Source organism: Halarcobacter ebronensis, from assembly GCF_013201825.1.
GTDB lineage: Bacteria > Campylobacterota > Campylobacteria > Campylobacterales > Arcobacteraceae > Halarcobacter > Halarcobacter ebronensis.
Genome location: NZ_CP053836.1, coordinates 772,854 through 796,529 on the forward strand (window position 1 = coordinate 772,854; position 23,676 = coordinate 796,529).

Consider the following 23,676-nt stretch of genomic DNA (forward strand, 5'->3'; position numbering starts at 1 on the left):
TGGTATAATAATTTTATGTTTATACACCTAGATTTAGACTGTTTTTTTGTATCTGCCCATAGAACTATAGATGAGAGCCTAAAAAATATCCCTGTTGCAGTTGGAGGAAGAAGCAACTTGAATATTTTTTCAACCCAAAAGGAGGTTCGAAGAGTTAGTGAAAATAGTGGTGCTTTTGTAAGTACTATTTTAACAAATGAGGGACAAAAGAGTTTCCAAGATTATTTTGTAGATGAAAATGGAAAAATAAGAGGTATTATCACAACCTCTTCTTATGAAGCCAGAGGCTTTGGAGTTAAAACAGCTATGAGTGTAAATGAGGCTTTGAAACTCTGCCCAAATCTTAAGATGATCCCTCCAAATTATCCTTTGTATCATGAACTTTCACAAAAACTTTTTAAAATCTTGGAGTATGAAATACCTTTGGTTGAACAGTACTCTATTGATGAATTTTTTGGAGATGTTAGAGGTTATTTAAAAGAGGATGAGGTAGTTGATTTTGCCTATTATTTAAAAAAGAAGATATATGAGGAACTAAAACTTCCTATCTCAATTGGTATTGCCTCTTCTAAATATTTGGCAAAACTTATTACTGAGTATGCAAAACCAGATGGAATAAAATATATAAAAGATGAACATATGGACAGCTTTATAAAAAATATTCCAATAGGGGAGTTTCCTGGAATAGGGAAAGGATATCAAGAGAGATTAAAAGGGTATGGAATAAAAACCTTAGGGGATATAAAAGCAAAAAAAAATCTTTTTTACTCTTGGAAAAAACCTGGTATTGAACTTTATAATAGAATTTGTGGAATAAATGACACTAAACTTCAACAACATAGGGATAAAAAATCAATTGGTATAGGGAGATCTTTTGATGCAATTTATGATAGGCAAGAGCTTATTAGAAGAGTGATTATTCTAAGTAGATATTTATGCTTTATAGTTAAAAAGTCAAATGTAAATCCACTAACTTACGCCATTTATATAAAATATGAATCAAAAATAAAAACAAAAGATCATATAAATGTAAATAGGATATTTAACGAAAGTGATTTTAAGACAAAAATGAGAGAGCTCTTTTTAAAAAATGATACCCATAAGAGTCATGGAGTAATCCAACTTAATCTTACTGTTTCAAACTTTTCAGATGAGAAGTCATTTACATACAATATTTTTGAGTATGAAGAGGATATCAAAAAAAGAGAACTAAGCAATAAAATACAGCAACTTCGCTCTAAATATGGAATAGATATTATAAAAACAGCCTCAGAGTTAAAAGAAAATCTGTTAAGAAAAGAGTGATATAATAAACAAAACTAAATGGAAAGCTAATGGGAATAAAAAATAGAATAAAAACCAGCTCAGGCAAACTTCTAAGTGTTGCTTCTGAAAATATTACAAAAGCTTTTGACTACCCTTCTATAAAAGGTAAAGAGTTAAAACAAGCAGTAAAAAAGAAGATTAGAGAAAAGGCTGTTTTAAGTACAAAAGCTAGACTTGCAGAACACCATAAAAGTTTTGATGATTACAGTGATGAAGAGCTTGAAATAATAATATTGGATGAAGAGAGAAAAATAAAAGATGATTTAAAAACTAAATCTTTGGTTGCAGCCCTTGCAATTTTGGGTTTAGATTTTTTGATATAGGATAGATATGTTTAAACAGGTAAAATCTGCACTATTTTGGTACTACTTATATAAGTTTAGAAGAAAAGTAATAAGCATAATTTTTTTACTGCTTATAGCTCTTTTTGCAAACTCAATTTATTCTGATGTTGTAGAGTATTTAACTCTAAAAAATAGATTAGAGTATTTGGAAATTGCACTGCTTACAAAGTGGAGTGTTATAATATTTAATATTCTTTTTTCAATCTATCTCTTTTTAGGTTTATTTAGAAATAGCAAAACAGAAGAAGAGAATAAAAGAGAAATAATAAAAAATAAAGATATAATAAAAAATAATAAAAATAAAAAATTTACAAAAAGAGAAGAAGAGTTTTTACAAAAAGAACTCAAAAGCAAAGCAGATCTTTTAGTGGAGAGATAAAAGCATAGATGAACTCTAAAAACAAAATATTAAACGACTACAACTATCTATTTGAACATGCAAAAGTAGGAATTATCTACTTAGATTCTAATGGTAAATTTGAAAAAGTCAATAATAAATTTTGTGAAATCTTAGGCTATGAAGAAGAGGAACTTCTAAAACTTGATTTTTCTGAAATCACATATGATGATGATAAAGACAGAAGCCTTTTAATATATAATCAATCAAAAAATAAAAAAGTAAAAAACTATAATATAGAGAAAAGATACCTAAAAAAAGATGGGAGAATAGTCTGGGTAGAGGTTTTTATTAATCATATTATAGATGATAATGGAGAGTTTTTATATACCCTTGGATTTATTACTGATATCTCAAAAAGAAAAGGGATTCAAGATACAATTTTAGAGCAAACAAAAAGAATGCAACTCTATTTAGATATTGTTGATGTGGCAATAGTTGTTTTAAATAGACAAGGTAATATCACTTTAGTAAATAGAAAAACTTCTGAGATTTTAAATTTAGAAGAGTTTTTGCTTTTAGGAAAAAATTGGTTTAAAAACTTTGTAAGTCAAAAAGATAGGGATGAACAAATAGAACACTTCCTTGATGCCATGGAAAAAGAGACAAATATTTTTGAGAAGATTCAATATGATGTTATTTGTTCAAATGGTAGTGATAGAACAATCCTTTGGAGAAGAAGATATATATATGATGAGAATAAAAGACCTTCAGGAATGATTTGTTCAGGGGAAGATATGACAGATTATCTAAAACTTGAAGAGGAAAAAAGAAGGAATGAAGAGATTCTTTTCAATCAGTCAAAACTGGCATCAATGGGAGAGATGTTAAAAAATATTGCTCACCAATGGAGACAACCTTTAAGTACAATCTCAACAGCTGCTTCTGGAATGAAACTACAAAAAGATATGAATATTCTAACTGATAAAGATTTTGATATGGGAATGACTGCAATAGTAGAGACCTCTCAATATCTATCACAAACAATAAATGAACTTCAAAACTTTTTTAAAGTTGATAATAAGATTGTAAAATTTACAAATACCAACCTTTTCTCAAAAGTTGAAAATTTTGTATTAAAAAACTTTTCAACTTATGGAATTGATTTAAAAATAGTAAACAGTCAAGAGTTTGAGATAAAAGCACCTTTTAATGAATTGATTCAAACTATTATCAATTTGTTGAATAATTCAAAAGATGCATTTATAGAGAAAAAACTTGAGAATAAAGTTGTAATTATTGAAAACTATCTTGAGAGGGATAATTTTATTTTTTTAATAAAAGATAATGCAGGTGGTATTGATAAAAAAGTTATGGATAGAATTTTTGAGCCATATTTTACTACCAAACATCAAAAGCTTGGAACTGGAATTGGTCTATTTATGGTAAGAGATATTATTATAAATAGATTAAAAGGAAGAATTGAAGTCTATAATGAAACCATTGAGTATAAAGATACAAAAAGAGATGGTGCTGTATTTAAAATTATAGTTCCTAAGAACTATAATTAACTTAGTTTTTTACAAATAGTGTTTGTGTAGGATATGCAAAATCACAATTGTTTTTCTTCACAAGTTGATTTATTTTCATAATAACATCTTCTTTTACGCCAAGCCACTCTTCCCAATCTGTTGTTCTGGCAAAACAATATATTAAAATATTGATTGAACTTCCACCGTATTCATCAATATAAACCATAAGATTTCTTTTTACTCCATGTAAATCTTCTCTTTTTATGGCTTCAAATTTTCTGCTTCTACTCTCTTTTATTGTTCTTTCACTGGCAATTCCAGTATGGTTTTGTAACATATCTAAAATATCATTTTTTAGATTGTAGATATCATTCATAGAACTCTCATAGGTAATATTTAGTGTCATCTTAATTCTTCTACCAATTCTTCTTTTTGAGAAGTTTTTAATATGTGTATTTGCAAGTTCTGAATTTGGTACTGTAATCATTGCATTATCAAAAGTTCTTATTCTTGTTGTTCTCATTCTAATATCAACAACTGTTCCTTCAACATCGTTTGCAATTATCCAATCTCCTTGGGAAAATGAGTTATCGCTCATAATATTTAAAGAGCCAAAGAAGTTTGCTAAAGTATCTTTTGCAGCAAGAGCGATAGCGATACCCCCAACCCCAAGTGAAGCTGCTATTGCTTTTATATCAATGCCCAATTGGGTAAAGAGAAAAAGTATTACAAAAAAGACAAGTAGTATTTTTGTGATCCTTAGTAGAAAAACAATCATCTCTCTTCTTACATTTGGATACTTTTCAACTAAATGCTGTGCAAAATTTGTAATACTATTTGAGATTAAAGAGTAGATTGCCCAAGTAAATAGTCCCATATAAAAAGTATTTATCCAAGGAATGACTTTATTTAAAAGCTCTGCATCTTTTACTAAAATATGTAAAGACAGATGAATAGATAAAGTATAAAGACCTATAATTAATGGCTTTTCAATAGAGTTTTCAATATATTCTTGAACCTCTTGTTCCTCTTCATCACTATCAGCATATTTGCTTTTTTTAGGTTTTATAAAAATTTTATTTAATATGGCAATAAATATATCTATAAATTTTGTAATAAAAAGTTTGAAAAAAAGCAAGATTAACAATACAACAACAATATCACCTATTGAAAAGTTAAAGTGGTAAGATGTAAATTTAGAGATAGAAGAGATAAAAGAGGTATTATCAATCAAAGTAATAAGGTATTGAACATTAAAATTGTCAATAAAAAAGTTTGATTTTCTAAATTTGTTTATATTGTCTTTTAAATAAGTTAAGATAAAAATCTGTTGATTTGTCTGTTCTACAAGTTTTTTGTAGTTTTCAACTAAATCAATTGATACAGGATTTACATTATTCTTCTCTTGGTCAAAATAAGGTTTATATTTATTTATATCACTCTTCTCTAGAAAGTTTAAATTCTTTTCAATTACATTTAAAAAATATTTTTTATCTTTAAAGGTGTGTTTTGCATCAATAAGCTCTTTTAGAGTCTCATCATACTTTTTTTGTTCATTTAAATATATAAGTTCAATCTCATCTCTTTTTACTGCTATATCATTGTTTTCTCTTTGGTTTATATTTATTCTATTTTCTAAATAGTTTATTCTTGTATTGTAATCTTTATTATTAAACTCTTTTAGAAGATAGACTTCACTATTAATATTATCAATCACTTTTTGAGCAACATCAAACTGCTCTTTTAGCCTATCATCAACACTTTTTTTCTCTTTTGTTTGCTCTTCAGTAGTATTTGATTGTAAAAGTGACATTTGAGCATTTAAAGTTGATGCCAAAAGTAGGGCAATAAAAAAGAGGGTTCTTAGAATAGTTGAATACATATTATCTCCATAAATTTAAAATGACATTATATAAAAAATTGACTTATTTGATTAATTAAATTTTATTGATAACAATTCTCAAAATTATAAAACTTTAAGGTTTGAAAGTGTAATATTTTGATAACTATTATCAAAAAAGAGGAGAAAAAGATGTCAGTACTTATAATTGGAGGAGATAAAATCGATACTATAAAGGGTATCTTAGATCAATTTGGAGATTTTTCAGTAACCCATTGGGACACAAGAAAAAAATCAAGTGCTTGTAGAAAAGAGATACCTCAAAATACAGATTATATTTTGATGCTAACAGATTTTTTAAATCACAATGCAATGTACAAATATAGAAAAGAGGCAAAAAAGAAAAATATACCTCTAATTTGTACAAAAAGAAGTGCAAGTTCAATTCACTGTGAAGTTTGCAAATTTTTAAAAATGAATAATTGCGAGGAGTAAGCCATGAGTGAAGGGGTAGTTGTAAAGTTAAATAGCTTCAAAAACTATAGATATGAGGCTACAACAAATAGAATTGTTAACTTAAAAGGTGTTAATAACGCAGATATGGATGAGTTTTTGGCAATTGCACATATATTAGACTCAAACTATATTAAATATAAGTTTTCAACAAATATAGATATTAGAATAATAGGAAAAAGATAATGAGTAAAATAGGTTTTGATGCAAAAAATGAATTTCTTCCCTCTTTTGATATGTTTCACTCTAATGTGAACAAAAGAGTAATGTTTCTAAAACTCTTCAATCAAGATGTTCCTTCAAGTATGAAGTTCTCAAAAGAGGAGTTAAAAGAGTGTAAAAAATTTACCCTTATTGATATGTTTATAAATAAGATATTGAAAAATCTTCAACAAACTGCTTATATAAAATCTCCTCTTGTAAGTGTTGATGCAAAATTGACAAATAAAATCAATAGCTTTTTAAAAGAGAATAATCTAAATTCAATAAAAGCTAGGTTTACTTTAAAAAACTCTTTAGAAGAGACCTCTATTGAGACAGCAAAAAAACTTATATCTCTACTGGAAAATTGTAATTACTCTTTTTTCTTAGATGGGGAGAAAACTTTTAAAAGTTTTGTTGTAGGAAAAATTCTACGTTCAAAGCAACAAAGAGAAGTATTTATAAATAGCGACTCAATTGATATAAAAAGCAGTGAGTTTGCAAGCACTAAAATATTTACTTTTTGGGAGTTGATTAATTCGAAAAAATTAAATATTGAAGAGCACATTGATAAAGCTGTCAAGTGCATTAAAACCTTAGAGTTTAAACAAGTATATTTAGTCTATCCCAAAAATGAAAATTTTAACAGACACATACAAATAAAGTGTGAAGAATTAGCAGGTAGTGAATATATGATCAAACTAATACCATATTCAATGCGTTCAACATTAAGATAAAGGAAAAAAATGAAATCAATATTCTACGCAAGTAGTACAGGAAATACAGAACAAGTTGCAAAAACAATCAAAAAAAATTTAGAGGGTTTTGAGTTAGTTGATATTGCAAGTAGTGGTATATCAAAAATGAATGAGTGTGACTCTATTATTATTGGTGCTTCAACTTGGGGTGAGGGTGATTTACAAGATGATTGGGAAGATTGTTTTGAAGAACTCAAAGAGATGGATTTTTCTGGAAAAACAGTAGCTCTTTTTGGTTTAGGTGATCAGGATAACTATTATGATGAGTTTGTAAATGCATTAGGAACTTTATATGAAGTTGTAAAAAATAATGGAGCAAATATTATTGGATTTACATCAACAGATGGTTATGAATTTGAAGAGTCAACAGCTGTAGTAGATAGTCAGTTTGTGGGACTTGTAATTGATGAAGATAATCAATCAGAACTAACAAAACAAAGAGTAGAAGATTGGTGTAATCAAATATCAAATAAGCTATAAAAGGAGGGAAAGAAAAAAAAGCTTATATATTAAAAATTTATTTATACACACAAAAAAGGAATATTTTAATGAAAAAAATTAGTTTAGCTATGGCGGCATCTTTATTACTTGCAGGTAATGCAGTTGCAGAAAACAGTTTTGAAAAGGCATTTAAAGATGGTACTGTAAGTGGAGATATAACTCTACATGCAGAGAGACAAAATAACAGTGGAAGTAACAAAGATGCAGGTTTTTCTATGGGATCTGTTAATCTTGGATTTGAAACTGCCCAATTAAATGGTTTTAAATTAACATTTGGATTTAGAGGAAATCATGATTTCTCAGAAGTTGAAGATGGAGATTTTGAGAGTTTAGGTGAAGTATCAGAACAAACTGATGCTCTACTTCATACTGCTACGATCTCTTATACTAATCAATACTTTAATCTATCTGTAGGTAGACAAGAAGTCGATTTAGAGTGGTTAAGCGATTATCATGAAGCTGCTGTTTTAGGAATTACAGCTATTCCTGATACAACTGTTGTATTTGGTGTTACAAGAAGAATTGCAATTGCAGATGAAGATGCGGCACTTGATAACTTTCATGATTTTGGAAAAAATGATAGTGGTGAAGATATAGATTTTGCAGCTGTTTTAGATGTAAAATATGAAGGAATTGAAGGTTTAGTTTTAAATCCATATTTTTATGATGCAGATAATTTAGCTAAATGGTATGGTTTAAAAGTTGATTATGATACAGATCTTTTTGGTGTTACTTTACATGGTGCACAAAGTGATATTGAAAATCTATCAGAAGATGGAGAAATTTACCATTTAGAGGGTAGATTAAATCTTGCTAATGTAGGATTAAAACTAGGTTATATCTCAACTGATAAAGATCAAGGTGCAGGATATATGGACTCATTAGGAGATAATATAAGTCCTTTTGAAGATGGAAACCAAGTATATGAAGCAGATGCAGATACTACATATTTCTCTCTTGGATATGAGATTGCTGGAGTTGAGTTAGGGGCACTTTATGGAAAAACTGAATATGGTTCAAATGAAGAGAAAGAGCTAAACCTAACTGTAGATTATAATATAACTGAGTCTATTTCTCTTGGGGCATTATATGTGGATGTAAATGCGCAAGATAGTGATGATGATTACAATAGATTTGGTTTAACTTTACAATATACATTTTAAAATACAAAAGTCGCGAATTTGTCATTTGATAAAAAGAGATAATCTCTTTTTTCTTTCAAAAAAAATAGTAAGTAGTAAAACTAATAAAAGGAGATTTTCTCCTTTTATTTATCTCTTTAATTTGCTAAACTCTTCTGGAATATGAAAATAGAACCCTTGTGAATATTCAATCCCTAACTCACGAATCTTTTCATATATTTTTTCATCACTTACATACTCTGCAATAACTTTTATTTTTGCCTCTTTTGCAAAGCTTACAATACTTTTTACAACTAAAAATGAGATATCATCTTCTAATATTTTTTTGATAATATTCCCATCTATTTTGATAAAGTCTGTTTTAATCTCAGTTAAGTAGATAAAGTTTGAGTAACCACTTCCAAAATCATCAATATAGATTTTATAACCCAACTCTTTTAGTATTAGAAGATTTGTTTTTGCATCTTTATAATTTACAATATCTTCACTCTCAACTATCTCAATTCCAAGCCTAGTTGAAATATTTTTATCTTTTCCATAATCTTTTAGAATTGATAATATAGAGTCATTGATAATATCTTGTGGATTTAAGTTTACATTTAAAGCCAAATCAGGATTTGTTTTAAGTTTTTCATAGCAAATTTTCAAAACACGTTTAGTTATGTTTCGTGAGATAAAAGTACCTTTTATTACTGGAAGAATTTTATCAGGGGTAATTATTGTTCCCTCTTTTGAAATAATTCTAAGAAGAGCTTCATAATGTGATAATTTGTCTGTATCATTATCAATTATTTTTTGATAAAAACAAGTTACTCTATTCTCTTCTATTGCATCTTTTATCTCATTTATTGTCATATAAAAATCATCTTTTTGCTCATTTGAGTAGATTTCTATTTTATTTCGTCCTTTATTTTTTGCATTATATAAAGCTATATCAGCAAGTTTAAAAGCATCTTGAAAAGTTCTTGATTTACCAGGTACTAAATTTACACCAATTGAGACAGTCACATTTATAGTCTCAGTATTTGAAATTCTAAACTTATACTCTTGGATATTGCTAAAGACTCTCTCTAAAGTATCAAGAGGAAGAACATTGTTTTTTCTTTTATTTTTTATTAATATAAGAAACTCTTCTCCTCCATATCTTATAACAATATCATCATTTTGCCTTGTTGCATGTTTAATTACATCAGCAATTTGTCTTAGAATCCTATCTCCAACTGTATGTCCGTAGGAGTCATTTATCTGCTTGAAGTGGTCAATATCCAAAGCAGCTAATATAAAGTCTGAAAGATTTATAAAGTCTTTTGATTCTTGCAGATAGTTCCTATTGTAAACATTTGTTAAACTATCCACAAAAGCAGTGTGTTTTACTGAAATATATTTTGCAGTTTGGATAATAAGAGCAATAATTATAGAAAGAATAATAAATATAATTCCCGCAATAATATATTTTATTACGGTTATGATTTTATTAATATCTTCAATCTTTTTTACAGAAAAATCAATAGCCAAAATCAGTTCAACTCTGTTTTCATAGATAATAGGAATTAAGTAAGTAATTGAGAGTTGGTGTAATAGGGGTTGTTTTATTAGTTGGGGATTTTTAGTTTCATATATCTCTAACCATTTTGGGTTATCAACATCAAATTTTTGGTTTATAAAAGCCTTCTCTTCACCTTTTGTTCCATCTACTAGAAATCTAAATATTCCATTTTTATCCCTATAAACAAGATAGGAGTATTTTATATTTTTTGTAAGTAAAATTGTTAAAAATCTTTCAATCTTAGTGTGTAACTCAACATTTTCTTTTATATCTTTAACATAGTTTTTACTATCTTTTAGAAGCCAATATATAGCCTCTGAACTATTTTGAGAGATTGAAATTACATCAGAGATTGATATCTCAAGCATTTTACTTGAGAGTTTTTTTTCTAATTTAATTGTGCCATAGAGCAATAAACCCATACAAAGGGACATAAAAAGTGAAAAAAGGATTAAATATTTTGGATTTTTGGTAATAGATTTAGTTTTCATTATAATCTTCTACAAACTGTTTATACTCATCTGATAATATAATATTATTTTTAGAGAGTCTATCTTTTATAAATATAATATTTGGTCTACTTTTACTCCAAAAAAATGCACCAACATATTGATGATTATGTAAAAGTCTTTTGTAATTATTTGTAAAAAGATGTTTCTCATTTATCTTGTAACAATTTCCTAAATTGCTTGTATATTTAACAAATATAAAGTTTGCTTTATCACAACTATCAACAATATGTACTTTTTTTGAATAGACTTTTTTATCAATATCTTTTATATCAGGTATAAATAGATTTATCTCTTTATCTTTTAATATATCTTTTGCAATTTTGCTTATGATTTTAGCTTCTAGTTCTATTACTTTGTCATATTCATCAATCAAATAAGTGTAGTGTTGTTGGGCATTTATACTAAGAGATAGTAGGAGGATTAATAATATCTTTTTCATTAGAATTTCCACTCCATACTAAATGAAATAGTTCTATCATTATCATCAATTAAATAGATCTTAGGATTTGTATAGCTTGTTGTATAATCCCTTAAAGCTGATTGGGTTGATTTATTTAATAGATTTGTCCCTTTTACACTAAATGTTAAGTTTTTATTAATAGTGTAACTTGCTCCTAAACTTAGCTCATAACTATCCCTAAAATCTACATTAGTATATTCAAAACCTTTTCTATAAATAACAGAAGCAAAATAACTAAAATTACCAAGATCTTGCATATATTTTAGATATCCACCATCTGTGTAGTTATTTTTTATTTCAGTTAGTTGACTTACAAAATAGTTAAATTGGATTTTACTATTTCTATCAAGATTATATATATATTCAAAAATGAAACCATTTATTTTAATTGTATGATCAACATTTATAAAACCTATAGGGTCAGCATAATAGATATAGTCATCAATATGTACATTAAAATAGTCTAAAGCAAATTTTGATTTATTTAAAGTATATGTACCCTCAACGGTGAAATATTTATACTCTTGCGATGCTAATTTTGGATTACTTCTGTAGGCATAATCAACATCATAAAAACTTGGAGGTACATGGCTTATTGTATAAAATGTTTTAAATCCTAAATCTTTTGTTGGTAAATAAATAGCTCCAATTCTATATAACTTTTCATTACTATCATCCATATTACCATTTCTTAAATATTTTTCAAATTTAAAGTTTCCTACTAAAACAAGATTATCTAAGATTTTATAGTCATCTTGGAAAGCAATAGAGTAAGAGGTTTCTTCATCAAAACTACTTAATGCTCCAATCTCTGTTGCGTTATTTATTGTTCTATTTTTTACTTTATATCTACTATTTTTAACATTGATAGCGGTAAAAAGGTTATTGTTCTTATAGTTAAAATTTTTTGATAAAGAAGCACTCTTTTCTATTAGTTGCGTATTTTCATTATATGATTTTATAAATCTTCCAAGGTATCCTGTAACACCAACAATTGCTAAACCATCACTATTACTCTCTTCATATTTACTATTTATTATATCTGTTGAAAGTTGCAATTTTAAAGATTTGTCTTTTAAAAAAAATTTTGAATAGTTAATATAAAAGTTTTCTGAGTTGATTTTCCCATCATCACTATTTGAATCAAAAGAGAGACCTTGATAGCTATCTTGTTTTGTTGAGTTATAACCTATATTAATTTTGTCAGTAGAGTTTGAAAAATCCATAAAAAAGTATTGTCTTTTGCTATTTGCATCTAAATCGTCATTTTTATTATATCTTTCAAAAGAGTCTTTTTGATTTGCAAAATAGGCAAAATATGACCAATCATTTTCCAAAAAGTCAGAGTAACTCATCTCTTGTGAGTTTGAATTCCTATTTGTAAATGTTGTTTTTAAATTTCCACCATTTTGTTTTGTACCTTTTTTTGTATAGACTCTAATAAACTTCATTCCAGTTTCATTACCTAAAGTAAAAGAGCCCTCACCATAATATACTTCAATATGATCAACAAGGCTTATTGGTAAGTCATACCAGTTTAAAAAAGGACTTTGGGTATATGTTGAACTTACTTCATGGTCATTTATAAAAAGTCTAAAATATCCACTTGTTTCTGCTTTACTTCCAACAAGAGATAAATTATTTGCTCCATGTTTACTTCTGTTAAGTGTTAGAATTGGAAGTTCTTTTAAAATATCACTTAATCTATTATATTGCATAAGTTTTAACTCTTTTTGAGAGTAAACTATTGCATATCCCATCTTTTCATTAAGTGTTTCTAAAGACTCTTTTGAAGTGTCTTCATACTCTTTTAACAAGGATTCTAAGGTTGAGGCAAAAGTAATATTAAAAAAAAGCAGTATTAAAAAAAAGTATTTAACCACTAAACATCCCATCTGTGTTTAATAATATTGTAGTAAATCTTAGGTTAAAAAATAGTAAATATTTCTTTATAATATTAAGAGGTCAAAAAGACCTCTTATTTTTTGAGTAAGTGCTCGTATCTCTCATCTGTTAGTAGTTTCATAAAAGCAACTAAAGCGTCAATTTTTCTATCATTTTGCTTTTTAGCTTTTAGCTCTTCTAAAGAGATTGTTTCTTCAACTTCAGGTTTATCCCAAGGTTTTCCTGTTTCAGGATTGATTGTTCTGTCTTTATTGTTATATTTATCATAAAACTCCACAACTGTTCTTAAATCTTTAAAGACACCATTATGCATATATGGAGCAGTTACAGCTACATTTCTTAAACTAGGTACTTTATATTTTCCCCTTTGATTTTCATCATTTACATTTGGGTTTGCTAATAATCCATCATCTTTAACTTTTACACCATTTTTAGCTCTTAAAGCTTTGTTCTCTGGAACTCCAATATTATGGTATTCATAATTTGTAAAAGTTTCACCCTTTTTATCTTCACCTTTTAACACATGGCAAGTTGCACAAGAGTTATTATTGTTTGAGAAAAAGATTGATCTTCCTAAATCCTCTAAAGGAGTTAAATCATATTCACCCCTTAAAAACTTATCATATTTTGAATCAAAAGGAGCAAACTCCTTTGTCATTTCAAATTTTTCAATAGAATCAGTCATTGCAAAATATGCTTTATCCACTGATTTAAAGATATCTTCTCCATAAATCTTCTTTAGACTCTCTACATAATAAGCATTCTCTTTTAATCTATCAACAACAGCTTTTTTATCAGGCATTCCCATCTCAATTGGGTTTAATGGAGGACCACCAGCTTGTCCTGCTAAAGTTGCTTCTCTTCCATCCCAAAATTGTCCACCAATATATTTTTTCTTTTTTTCGTCATAATGAAATTTTGGACTAAACATTGCATAAGCTGCCATTGGAGCTTTTCTATCTCCTAAAGATTTACCATCATCTCCTAAAGACGCCATTGAATCAACTCCGTTATCTCTGTTGTCTGTGAATGCAGCCTCTGGATTGTGGCAAGTTGCACAAGCCATAGTTCTATTTTTTGATAGATTTTTATCAAAAAATAGAGCCTGCCCCAAACTCTCTTTCATTTTTACTTTTTTTGCTAAGTCCTCTTTTGAAACATTAGCACTATTGCAGGCACTAAAAAGCATAGTAGCAGTTATTAGAGTACCTAATTTTAAATATTTCATTAATTTCTCCTTCTTAAAATATTTACAAATGGATAAAATATGATGTTGCTAAGTGAATTATAGTTATTCATTTGCTCTTTTTTTAATCCAAATTTTAAAGTTTTGACTTCACAAGAGAGTTTTAAACTTCCAAAAATTCTGTCCCAAACGGCTAAATAACTTCCATAGTTTTTATCAAAATGTTTTTTGCTATGGTGAATTTGGTGTTGCTTTGGTGAGATAAACCACTTTTCCAAAGGTTTAAAGTAAGCAAAAGGGATATGCGAATGTCTTAAATTTGAACCCAAAAGAGAGAAAACAAAAACAAAAATATTTGCTCCTAAAACTTCATGCACTCCTATTCTTGAACCAAAAAAGTATATGAAAACACCTGTAACAACTCCAATTCCAAGTGAATATCTAAATCCAAAAAGAATATTTTCAACTGGATGAACTCTATAAAAAGTTAAAGGGTTTAATACTTTTGCACTATGGTGTACTTTGTGAAACTCCCAAAGTATAGGAATAGTGTGAAGAAATCTATGTAACCAATATCTTGTAAAATCACTTACAACAAATAGTGTAATAGTATATAGAACAAGTGTTGTCTCGTAAGAGATATGCTGAATATGATTATAACCAAAGTTATAATATAACTGCTTATTTACAAAAAAAGCAACACTCTTTGCACTAATTACTATTGGAATAATTAATAGCATTTTTATAAAGTAAGATAAAATAAAATAGTAATAATCAAGCTTTGCACTAGGGTGTAACCACAGTTTTGAGCTAAAATTCACTCTTTTGTATCTACTATTTGCTGCAATATATATCATACCAATAGCAATTGATGAAAATAAATAGACCCAGTATGTTCTTCTATCTGGGTCTATTAGGTACTCTAAGATTAATAAATCATGCATATAAAATCCTATTAATCACCATCTGCTTCAATAATTTTTGCATTTATTGATAACTCTTCAATTATCTCTAAAAACAAAATAACATGAATTTCACTAATCTCTTCATACAAATCATCTGCTTTTAAAAGATCATCATTCTCTATTTTTTTAACTAATTCAAGGGATTTGTTTATTGACTCTCTTAATCTTTGTATTTGTTCGCCATTTGTGATTTTTAGTAGATAATCTCCATAATCTTCATAGCTCTTATTATCAAAAATATTTTTGTATGTTTTTAATATAGCTTCAATTGCATTTGCACTATTTTTACTAATATAGTATTCAGCTCTACTATTATCAGGTTTCCCTTCATATTTTTTAGTAGCACCCATAATATCACCAATTCTCCACTCTTTTAACTTGTAAGTACTTTGAATAATGGCATTTATGGTAATTGAGTTAGCTTTTTTTAAATCTTTTAAAAAATTCTCTTTTTGTGCTAAATACTCCTCATTTATATCATTAAGATATGAGCCAATTTTATTAACTATTGTTAAAGCTATCTCATTTACTCTTTTATCTTTTATATCTTTTTTATAAAGAATATACTCTAAAGCACTTATTGATTTAAGTGAGTTTTTAAATAGTGCAACTCTTACTTCATCACTACTTTTTATTGCTCTATCAAGTTGGGCAGTTATATCTTCACTTAAATTATGAAAAGTGTCAATATATCTTGGAGTATCAATAAAATCATCATTTAAATCACCTAAAATATAAAAAGTTTCTACACTTTTCCATGTTTGTACAAGTTTTGTAAACCCTTCTTTACTCTTTTTTACATCACTTTTTTTTATTGCCTCTTTTAACTCATCTATACTTTTAAGTGAACTATTTAGATCTTTTAAGATAACTTTTTCATATAAAGAGTTTAAAACACTTTTATTCTCTTGTGTATCATCTGCAAAACAAAGAATTGATGTAATTGCAATGATTAACAAACCTTTAATTAATCTCATCTCTATACCTCTTCTAAAAATTTAATTAGTTTTTCTCTTTTTTTCTTTTCAAGATTCATATATGTTTTTTTAATATTTTCAGCCTCTCCACCATGCCAAAGAATAGCCTCTTGAAAATCTCTTGCTCTACCATCATGTAAGAGTCTAGGGGTTTTTTTATTTATTTTTTCATGAAGAGCAAGTCCCCATAAAGGTGCAGTTCTCCACTCATTTCCCGTTGCTTTAAATTCACTTCTTCCATCTGCTAAACCTTCACCCATATCATGAAGCAATAGATCTGTAAAAGGTGAAATTTTTATTCCAGCTTTTGTAGTAAAAGAGTCCACATGACATTTATTGCAACCTATTTGTTTAAATAGTGCTAAACCCTCTTTATACTCTTTAGTCTCTTTTGCACTATAGGTTTTTCTATGGGTTATATAATATGTCATTGCATCAAGTCTTAACTCTGGTAAATCAATAGCATCTCTTGCTTTTGGAGATTTTTTGCACCCAACTTGAGTATCTGTACAAGTATCATTTGGATAATAGATGGTTGTAAGTCCCATATCATTATTTGCTGCATCTGCTGCTTGGTGTTTTATTGAAGTTGTGGTTGCTTTCCAGCTAAATTTTCCAAGTTGAATTTTTTTTGTAATAGGAGAGTAAACATAGTTTGCTTTTCCTGAAATGCCATCACCATCTTTGTCAAACTCATCTTCATTTTTTAATATTTGTTCATTTGGAATATCATCTAAAAGTCCCATTCCATTTAGAGTTGGTGCAAGTCTAAAAGTAAGAGTGGTATCCTTATGAAGTTCTCCATACTGCAAATCTTTTAAAGCATAGTGTGGTTTTAAAATAGTATCAACTTCCCCATCAGGAAATCTAACTTCTATTTCACTAAAAGTAATATTTGCTTTTGCTTCAAATTTTACACCATGGATTCCATTTATTGAGATTTGATTACCATAATTAGGCTCTTTTACAAGACCATAAAGTTCAAGTTGTTTTTTATGCTCTTTTGAACCATCACTTTTAATTGACAATTTTGGAATTAAACTTCTTGAAAAATCATCATTTGTATTATATAGAGTTCCTTTCCCATTTGATGGGTGACAACTAATACAGGTATTAGCATTAAAAAGTGGTCCTAAACCATCCCTTGCAGTTGTTGCACTTGGTGCTTCAACCCAAGGAATTCTAAAAAAACTCTTTCCTAACATAAATTTGTCATACTCTTCATCATTTAAACCATCAATAGGTTTTAGTAAAAGTGACTCATTTTTTTCACTTGATAAATCTTTGCCCAAACCATTAACGGCAAAAAGCCCTATAGCAAGTGTTGCTATAAGGCTTTTTACTAAAATAGTTTTTGATACAAATGATTTATAGTTTTGTTTCTTCTGGATCTGTAACATCATCTGTACTTAAAGAGATACCATTTGCTATAGCAACATCAACCATTGCATCACCAAGTTTTCTCATCTCATTTTTAAGTTTTACAATAACTTTTGCTTGAGGATTATCTGGTTGTATTTGATAATCAAAATGCTCTTTTGTTTTCGCAACTTCATCTATACTTTTAATTTTTGATTCAATTGAAGACATTAATGTTTCAATTTTTGCTTTTTGCTCACTAGGAACTGCATCAAGTAAAGAAACTCCATATGATTTACCCATATATGAAGCAGTTAAAGCATTTTTAAAACCTTGATAGTTTTGTACAATATCTCTGTGTGTATTATCAGAGAAACAAGAGTGTTCATCCTCTTCTGACGGAGTTAATACAGCAACTGCAATTCTTTCATTAGCTAGTTCTGATTTAATAAATACACCCATTCCAGCAATTATTTGTTTTAAAGCAGTTTGGCTAGGAATATTTTTAGAAGAATTTTCCCCTGATAATTTTCCTAAAAATGCATCTTTATATAATCCACCATCATTCCAAGCACCTGCAACTATTTCTAAATCTGAAACAATTTTATCTGTTGCAGCTTTTAAGTAGTTTAATCTTCTTTGTGCATTTTTGTCTGTAGTAAAATCAGATAGAGGTCTTTGTCCAGCTGTTAATGGCCCGTGAGTAATTGCATCTTTTACAAAGTTAGAGTAATCTTGATCTTGTCCCCAAAGTAAAAATTCAATTGCATGGTATCCTGTTGCAACGTTTGCTTCTCCACCATTTTCATTTAAAGCAGTAATTGCATCAACTGTAATTTTTGAAACATCTACAGAAGTAGAATCTTCTCCACCTGGATTAAAGTTTCCTGCTGTGTCAATAATATTTCCTGATGTTCTTTTCCCCTCTGCATCAATAGTATAATCAATCATGTTTTCATCTAAAGGCCAAGCATTAATTTGTCCCTCAAGTGCTCCATATGTTTCAGCAACCCATCCCTCTTCAGCATCAATTGGACCATTAGATAGTCTGAATATCTCTGTTTGTCCATAAGATTCTCTAGAAGCAACCCAAGCATTTTTTGCCTCTTCTAATGTTTTTTCACTTGGAGAAGTTACAAATTTATCAACAGCAATTTGAAGTTTTTTTGCATCTTCAAGGGCATCATTATAATTAGTTTGTGCAATTTTTGCATAAGAAGCTAATATTTTCTCTGCTTTATTTTCAACTTTTACAGTTGGTTCTGTAGTTTGAGAGTTAGTAGTACAACCACTAAATGCCAACGCTGCTGCAACACTAATAGAAGCTGCAATTAATCTTGTTTTCTTCATTTATCTTCCTTTACCTTAATTTCATAAATAGTATTTTAATAATTGTTATCAAAATTTGAAAGAATTGTAGTATCTAGTTCCTTAACAGTAACTTAATATTAATAATGGTTATCAATAAATAATTGGAGAAATTTATTAATTCTTAAATATCTGTTTTTTAGAAAAATAAAAATAGTTAATGATTTATGAAAAATTAAGTTACCAACTTGTATTATTTGATATTGATTATCAAAATGATGGGAGAAGAAGATGTCAGATTATAGATTAAGAACAGAAGTAAACAGAGTAATACAAGAGGCTAATATAAGCCAACCAAAGAGTTGTGTGTGCTCGATTATTAGAATAATGAAAATGAGACATAAACAAGTTGAAATGGATAGGATTATTAAAATCACTAAAGAGGTAGTTGCATAAATTTTAGCTTGAATCAAAAAGATTCAAGCTAATTTAAATAGCAATTTTTTGAACTAAATCTTTTGTTTAATGATTCTTTATGATACTAATTATTAAAATTATACAATAGAATCATAAAATAGTTTATACTCAATATACTCTTCAAGAATAGTAATTGCACTATATACATAGATTAAATTTAAGCATAATCCTATTATGATAAAACAAGGATACTAATATGACCAATGAAATTATAATAAAAAGTATTGCCAGCAATAGAGTACGTCTAAAATCAGATATTTTCTCTACAAAAACAAATATCCAGCTAATAGAAAAAGAGTTTGAAGATCTTTTTACCTCTTTTAGGGATAATATTGCCTGTAAATCAATTGTATTTACCTACTCTTTAAATGTAACTTTTGATGAGATATTTGAGAAATTAAACAGACTTTTTAATATAAGCGTTTCAATACCTGCAAGTAATGCCTTATGTGAGCAGAGCAGTTGTAGTAATTGTAATTTGAAAAAACATGATGAAAAGAGTTGGAAACGTAAGATTTTTGAGTTTGTTTTATTAAGTGGTTATGCAATATATATTTTTGTTAGTGAAAATATATTAGGTTTAACAATCGCTGCAACTCCTTTTAGTTTGGTTGGAATTATCTCTTTAATAGCAGCAATTCCACTATTAAAAGAGTCTTATGAAGATATAAAACAGAAAAAATTCACACTTCATACTTTTATGAGTAGCACTCTTCTTCTTGCAGTATTTTTTGGTGAAGCAACTGCAGCTTTTGAGATAATTTATATCTTAAGAGGTGGAATGCTTTTAGAAGAGTATATTGCCAATAAATCAAGGGAAGAGATACAAAATCTAGTTGAGTTAGATGTAAAAAAAGTCTATATATTAAATGATGGTGTAGAGATTGAAATAGATATAGAAGAGTTAAAACAAAATGATACTTTAGTTTGCAGAAGTGGAGAAAAAATACCAGTTGATGGAGTAATAATTGATGGAAGCGCAGAGATAAATGAAGCAATAATAAATGGAAGAAGTGAACCTGATTTTAAACAAAAAGATGATGAAGTTTTTGCCGGAACTGTTTGTGAAAGAGGAAGAATATTTATAAATGTTATTGCTTTAGGAAATGAAACTTATATCTCAAGAACAATGAGAGAGGTTGAATTCTCTTTAATGCAAAAATCTCCAAGTGAGTTAGAAGCAGATAGACTTGCTAATAAATTACTCAAATTAGGAACACTTTTAACTGTAGGAACATTTTTCCTAACAGGTTCTTTTACAGCAGCATTTTCAACAATGATTGTTATGTCTTGCCCTTGTGCAACTGTATTAGCTGCTTCAACTGCCATTAGTGGTGGTATTGCAAATGGTGCAAAACAAGGAATTTTGATAAAAGGTGGAGAGGCTTTAGAGAGTGTTGGCAAAAGTGAAGTGTTTTGTTTTGATAAAACAGGAACTTTAACCACAGGAAAACCAGTAATAAATGATATTCTAACCTTTGATGATATTGATGAAAAGACTCTTCTCTCTTATGCCGCAATGGCAGAGTATAGAAACTCTCATCCAATCGCAAACTCTATAGTAAAATATGCAAAAGAGAAAAATATAGAGATAAGACAAGATGTTTTAAGTGAGATAATTCCAGGCTTTGGAGTTAAATCAAATATAGATGGAAAAAGGGTTTTAATAGGAAATAAAGCTTTATTAACTAGATTTAAAGTATCAATAAAAGAGCATAAACATGAAGTTACTACCCTCTTAAATAGTGGGAAAACTGTAGTTCTTGTTGCTTTAGAAGATAAATTATTAGGGCTTTTAAGTTTTAGTCATGAAGTTAGACCTGGAACTAAAGAGATGATTGAAGATTTAAGAAGTAGGGGAGTTAAACATATTGCACTATTAACAGGAGATGAGGTAAAAGTTGCTAATGCTTTTGCCCTTGATTTTGGTTTTGATTCAGTTTTTGCAAATCAAACACCACAAGGTAAAGCAGATGCAATAAATGAGTTAAAAAACAGATACAATGGTGTTGTAATGGTAGGAGATGGAGTAAATGATACTTATGCAATGAGTAAAGCTGATGTTGCAATATCATTTGCAGCAGGGGGAAGTGAAGCTGCTATTGCTGTTTCTGATATTGCAATTACACACTCTCATCCTGAAGATGTTGTAAATCTTTATGATTTAAGTAAAAAAAGTCTTAATGTTGTAAATCAAAACTACTATATAGGTACAGGAACAAATCTAATAGGTGTTGCCCTTTCAGCTTTAGGACGATTAACGCCAGTTGGAGCAGGACTTATACATATAGGACATACTGTTGGAATTATGGCAAACTCTTCAAGGCTTGCAATTGATAATAATTCTTAAAAATTTTTAAGGTTAGATTTATTTTAATATATAATAATTTTGAACATAAAAAGGAAAGAAAAGTTTGGTAACAGTTGATAAATTAATAGAAATAAGCTCTTATCTAACCCTTATTCACCATATTAAAGGTAGAATTAGAGTTAGGGTTAATCCAAAAATTAAAGAGCAAAGTAATAAAATTACTTTAGAAGATATTGAGGATATTCCAAATAGAATAGAGGGTATAAAAAAAATCAAGATTAATAAAATTGTTGGTTCTATAACAATTGAGTATGATAATGGCATTTTTCCTGATAATTTGTGGATAGATTTAATAAATCAAAAAAATCTAGAAGAGATAGTAGAGATTTTAAACAAACTTTCAAAAGAGGTAAACTAGATGCAAAAAAATAGTAAGACTCAAACAGCAATAGAAGAATTAGAAGTTCCAACAAATTTAGATGCTGAGATATTAGCACAAATGAGAGTTGATCCAAATTTTGATGAACCCATTCTTCATCAAGTTCTAAGAATTGCTGTATATGATGAGTATCATGCCTATGAAACATATAAAAAAGTAATAGAAAAATTTGGAGAGATAACTCCTTTTTCTAATATTTTAGAAGCAGAGATAAGACACTATGAAGAGCTTACCACACTACTAAATAAATATCAAGTTCCAGCTCCTATAAATGATTGGGAAGAGAAAGTTGATGAACCAAATTCAATACTAGAAGCTTCTGAGATTGCTGTTGCCGAAGAGATAGACAATATTAAAATGTATGATAATTTAATCTCTTACTCAAAAGAGTATCCAGATGTTTTAGATACTTTGTATAGACTTCAAGCAGCTTCATACAACAATCATCTTCCCGCTCTAAGACAAAATGTAGCAAAACATCTAAATGTTACAGCGGAAAAAGTAGATGTAAATAATATTTATCAACAATATTCTAATCATAATATTGAAGAAGCACTAGGAAAACTAGATGAATTTAGTGTTATGGCTTCAAAATTTGCGTCAGGAGATGTTAGTCAAGAGGATATTCTAAAGCTTTTAAGTAACTCAAATATCTCTTTTATTGGTGGAGCTTTAGTTGGTGCAGTAGGTGCAACAATGTTTTCTCAGATCTCTAAAGAGAGAAAAAACAGCGAAGAAGAGGAGTGAAAATGCCAATTATACCATTTGCTTTAGGTGCACTTTTAGGTGGTGCTACAGTAGTTTTGTTTAAAAAAGTAAAAACAAATAAAAAGGAGAAGTAAAATGTTACCATTTATTGCAGGTGTAGCAGCTGGTGCTGTTGCTGTTGTTGCTTATAACAACAATAAAAAAATCAGAAAAAGTGTCGATGAAGGTGCAAAAAAAGCTAAAAAAATTGCAGAAGATGGTCTTGAAAAAACTAAAGAACTTGCCAAAGATATAAAGGCTACTATTGAAGACAAAGTAGATAGTCTAAAATCTAAAAAAACAGAAAAAATTCAGAAGAAAGAGGAAGTAGCTAATGGCAAATAATTTATCAATAAATACAGGTGCTCCAAGAAATGTAACTGGACATGTAGTAAGCGGAGCTTTAGCAGCAGGAGCACTTGCAGCAGCTGTAAATTATAATAAATACAAAAAGGGTGAAGCTACAAAAAATGAGGCTATAAACAACTCAATTAAGCTTTCAGCTCAAGGTGGAATTGCTACAGGAAGTGCTATTGCTGCGGCAAACTATCTTGGAAATGGTAGTGTAGTAAAAATGTTAACAGCAGTTTCAGTTGGTGCAATGGGTATTTATGCTGTTGAAAAACTAAGTGAGAAACTAAGTAAAAAAGAGTTAATTGAAGAGGAAAAATAATGCAAGAAAAAAGTTCATTAGGTACAAATCCATACATCAACAAAGCAGAAGATGTTAATATAGTAAATCAAAATCCATACATAAATAGTGATACAACTGCTTCAAATCTTTTAAGTAGTTTTGATACAAATAAATTTTTGATAGGTGCAGTTGTGGGTGCAGTTGGTGCATATCTTTTAACAAATGAAAATGCACAAAAAGCTATTTTTAAAACTATTGCAAAGGGAAGTGCTCTTTTTAGTGCTGGAATTGAAGAGATGAAAGAGCGATTCGAAGATGCAAAAGCTGAGATGGAAGCTGAGCAAGAGTAAGAGAGA

At 28.6% G+C, this 23,676-nt stretch carries 25 protein-coding genes; 16 read left to right on the top strand and 9 right to left on the bottom strand.

Features of this window, described 5'->3' with window-relative positions:
- Nucleotides 1-15 precede the first annotated feature (15 nt).
- From AEBR_RS03835 to AEBR_RS03850, 4 genes are read left to right on the top strand one after another with little or no spacing between them, the layout of a single operon-like run.
- Nucleotides 16-1,305, top strand: a complete 1,290-nt coding sequence (locus tag AEBR_RS03835) for a Y-family DNA polymerase (protein ID WP_129087479.1) — start codon at nt 16-18, stop codon at nt 1,303-1,305.
- A gap of 29 nt (nt 1,306-1,334) precedes the next feature.
- Nucleotides 1,335-1,649 (top strand): hypothetical protein, encoded by a 315-nt coding sequence (locus tag AEBR_RS03840; protein ID WP_129087480.1) that lies wholly within the window; start codon nt 1,335-1,337, stop codon nt 1,647-1,649.
- Nucleotides 1,650-1,656: 7 nt separating this feature from the next.
- Nucleotides 1,657-2,049, top strand: a complete 393-nt coding sequence (locus AEBR_RS03845; protein ID WP_129087481.1) for a hypothetical protein — start codon at nt 1,657-1,659, stop codon at nt 2,047-2,049.
- Between the two features lie 8 nt (nt 2,050-2,057).
- Nucleotides 2,058-3,578: a PAS domain S-box protein gene (locus AEBR_RS03850; protein ID WP_129087482.1), complete on the top strand. Its 1,521-nt coding sequence runs from the start codon at nt 2,058-2,060 to the stop codon at nt 3,576-3,578.
- Nucleotide 3,579: 1 nt separating this feature from the next.
- Here the strand turns inward: AEBR_RS03850 and AEBR_RS03855 are convergent, their stop codons facing one another.
- A complete protein-coding gene (locus AEBR_RS03855; protein ID WP_129087483.1) occupies nt 3,580-5,421 on the bottom strand; it encodes a mechanosensitive ion channel family protein in 1,842 nt (613 codons plus the stop codon).
- Nucleotides 5,422-5,571: 150 nt separating this feature from the next.
- Here AEBR_RS03855 and AEBR_RS03860 point away from each other — a divergent pair, with 150 nt between their 5' ends.
- From AEBR_RS03860 to AEBR_RS03880, 5 genes are all read left to right on the top strand, one after another.
- Nucleotides 5,572-5,874 (top strand): DUF2325 domain-containing protein, encoded by a 303-nt coding sequence (locus AEBR_RS03860; RefSeq protein WP_129087484.1) that lies wholly within the window; start codon nt 5,572-5,574, stop codon nt 5,872-5,874.
- 3 nt (nt 5,875-5,877) lie between these two features.
- Nucleotides 5,878-6,078, top strand: a complete 201-nt coding sequence (locus AEBR_RS03865; protein ID WP_128981551.1) for a hypothetical protein — start codon at nt 5,878-5,880, stop codon at nt 6,076-6,078.
- Complete coding sequence (locus AEBR_RS03870; RefSeq protein WP_129087485.1) at nt 6,078-6,830, top strand: hypothetical protein; 753 nt, start codon at nt 6,078-6,080, stop codon at nt 6,828-6,830. Before AEBR_RS03865 ends, AEBR_RS03870 begins: the two co-directional genes overlap by 1 nt.
- 9 nt (nt 6,831-6,839) lie before the next feature.
- The gene (locus AEBR_RS03875; RefSeq protein ID WP_129087486.1) at nt 6,840-7,331 is read left to right on the top strand and encodes a flavodoxin; all 492 of its coding nucleotides are present in this window, start codon (nt 6,840-6,842) and stop codon (nt 7,329-7,331) included.
- Between the two features lie 68 nt (nt 7,332-7,399).
- A complete protein-coding gene (locus tag AEBR_RS03880) occupies nt 7,400-8,515 on the top strand; it encodes an Opr family porin (RefSeq protein ID WP_129087487.1) in 1,116 nt (371 codons plus the stop codon).
- A gap of 108 nt (nt 8,516-8,623) precedes the next feature.
- Here AEBR_RS03880 and AEBR_RS03885 read toward each other — a convergent pair whose 3' ends face one another.
- The 8 genes from AEBR_RS03885 to AEBR_RS03920 form a co-directional block, all read right to left on the bottom strand.
- On the bottom strand, nt 8,624-10,531 hold the full coding sequence (locus AEBR_RS03885; RefSeq protein ID WP_129087488.1) for an EAL domain-containing protein: 1,908 nt from the start codon (nt 10,529-10,531) through the stop codon (nt 8,624-8,626).
- Complete coding sequence (locus tag AEBR_RS03890) at nt 10,521-10,991, bottom strand: hypothetical protein (protein WP_129087489.1); 471 nt, start codon at nt 10,989-10,991, stop codon at nt 10,521-10,523. The genes AEBR_RS03885 and AEBR_RS03890 overlap by 11 nt, the downstream gene beginning before the upstream one ends.
- Nucleotides 10,991-12,895: a TonB-dependent receptor plug domain-containing protein gene (locus AEBR_RS03895; protein ID WP_164969497.1), complete on the bottom strand. Its 1,905-nt coding sequence runs from the start codon at nt 12,893-12,895 to the stop codon at nt 10,991-10,993. Before AEBR_RS03895 ends, AEBR_RS03890 begins: the two co-directional genes overlap by 1 nt.
- Before the next feature lie 95 nt (nt 12,896-12,990).
- On the bottom strand, nt 12,991-14,145 hold the full coding sequence (locus AEBR_RS03900) for a cytochrome-c peroxidase (RefSeq protein WP_128981565.1): 1,155 nt from the start codon (nt 14,143-14,145) through the stop codon (nt 12,991-12,993).
- Nucleotides 14,145-15,047: a sterol desaturase family protein gene (locus tag AEBR_RS03905; protein WP_129087491.1), complete on the bottom strand. Its 903-nt coding sequence runs from the start codon at nt 15,045-15,047 to the stop codon at nt 14,145-14,147. Before AEBR_RS03905 ends, AEBR_RS03900 begins: the two co-directional genes overlap by 1 nt.
- 11 nt (nt 15,048-15,058) lie before the next feature.
- Nucleotides 15,059-16,045 (bottom strand): imelysin family protein, encoded by a 987-nt coding sequence (locus AEBR_RS03910; protein ID WP_129087492.1) that lies wholly within the window; start codon nt 16,043-16,045, stop codon nt 15,059-15,061.
- Between the two features lie 2 nt (nt 16,046-16,047).
- The gene (locus AEBR_RS03915) at nt 16,048-17,445 is read right to left on the bottom strand and encodes a di-heme oxidoredictase family protein (protein ID WP_228712182.1); all 1,398 of its coding nucleotides are present in this window, start codon (nt 17,443-17,445) and stop codon (nt 16,048-16,050) included.
- Complete coding sequence (locus AEBR_RS03920; RefSeq protein WP_129087494.1) at nt 17,414-18,754, bottom strand: imelysin family protein; 1,341 nt, start codon at nt 18,752-18,754, stop codon at nt 17,414-17,416. The genes AEBR_RS03915 and AEBR_RS03920 overlap by 32 nt, the downstream gene beginning before the upstream one ends.
- A gap of 249 nt (nt 18,755-19,003) precedes the next feature.
- Here AEBR_RS03920 and AEBR_RS03925 point away from each other — a divergent pair, with 249 nt between their 5' ends.
- The 7 genes from AEBR_RS03925 to AEBR_RS03955 all read left to right on the top strand — a co-directional run bounded on the left by AEBR_RS03925 (nt 19,004) and on the right by AEBR_RS03955 (nt 23,670).
- A complete protein-coding gene (locus AEBR_RS03925) occupies nt 19,004-19,168 on the top strand; it encodes a hypothetical protein (protein WP_164969498.1) in 165 nt (54 codons plus the stop codon).
- Nucleotides 19,169-19,385: 217 nt separating this feature from the next.
- Entirely contained in the window at nt 19,386-21,539 is a 2,154-nt protein-coding gene (locus AEBR_RS03930; RefSeq protein WP_129087495.1) for a heavy metal translocating P-type ATPase, read from the top strand.
- A 64-nt stretch (nt 21,540-21,603) separates the two neighbouring features.
- The gene (locus tag AEBR_RS03935; RefSeq protein WP_129087496.1) at nt 21,604-21,918 is read left to right on the top strand and encodes an HMA2 domain-containing protein; all 315 of its coding nucleotides are present in this window, start codon (nt 21,604-21,606) and stop codon (nt 21,916-21,918) included.
- The gene (locus AEBR_RS03940; RefSeq protein ID WP_129087497.1) at nt 21,919-22,686 is read left to right on the top strand and encodes a ferritin-like domain-containing protein; all 768 of its coding nucleotides are present in this window, start codon (nt 21,919-21,921) and stop codon (nt 22,684-22,686) included. It begins immediately after the preceding gene.
- Nucleotides 22,687-22,782: 96 nt separating this feature from the next.
- Entirely contained in the window at nt 22,783-23,031 is a 249-nt protein-coding gene (locus AEBR_RS03945; protein ID WP_129087498.1) for a hypothetical protein, read from the top strand.
- Nucleotides 23,021-23,359, top strand: a complete 339-nt coding sequence (locus tag AEBR_RS03950; RefSeq protein WP_129087499.1) for a magnetosome protein MamC family protein — start codon at nt 23,021-23,023, stop codon at nt 23,357-23,359. The genes AEBR_RS03945 and AEBR_RS03950 overlap by 11 nt, the downstream gene beginning before the upstream one ends.
- Nucleotides 23,359-23,670: a hypothetical protein gene (locus AEBR_RS03955; protein WP_129087500.1), complete on the top strand. Its 312-nt coding sequence runs from the start codon at nt 23,359-23,361 to the stop codon at nt 23,668-23,670. The genes AEBR_RS03950 and AEBR_RS03955 overlap by 1 nt, the downstream gene beginning before the upstream one ends.
- The last annotated feature ends 6 nt before the right edge of the window (nt 23,671-23,676 follow it).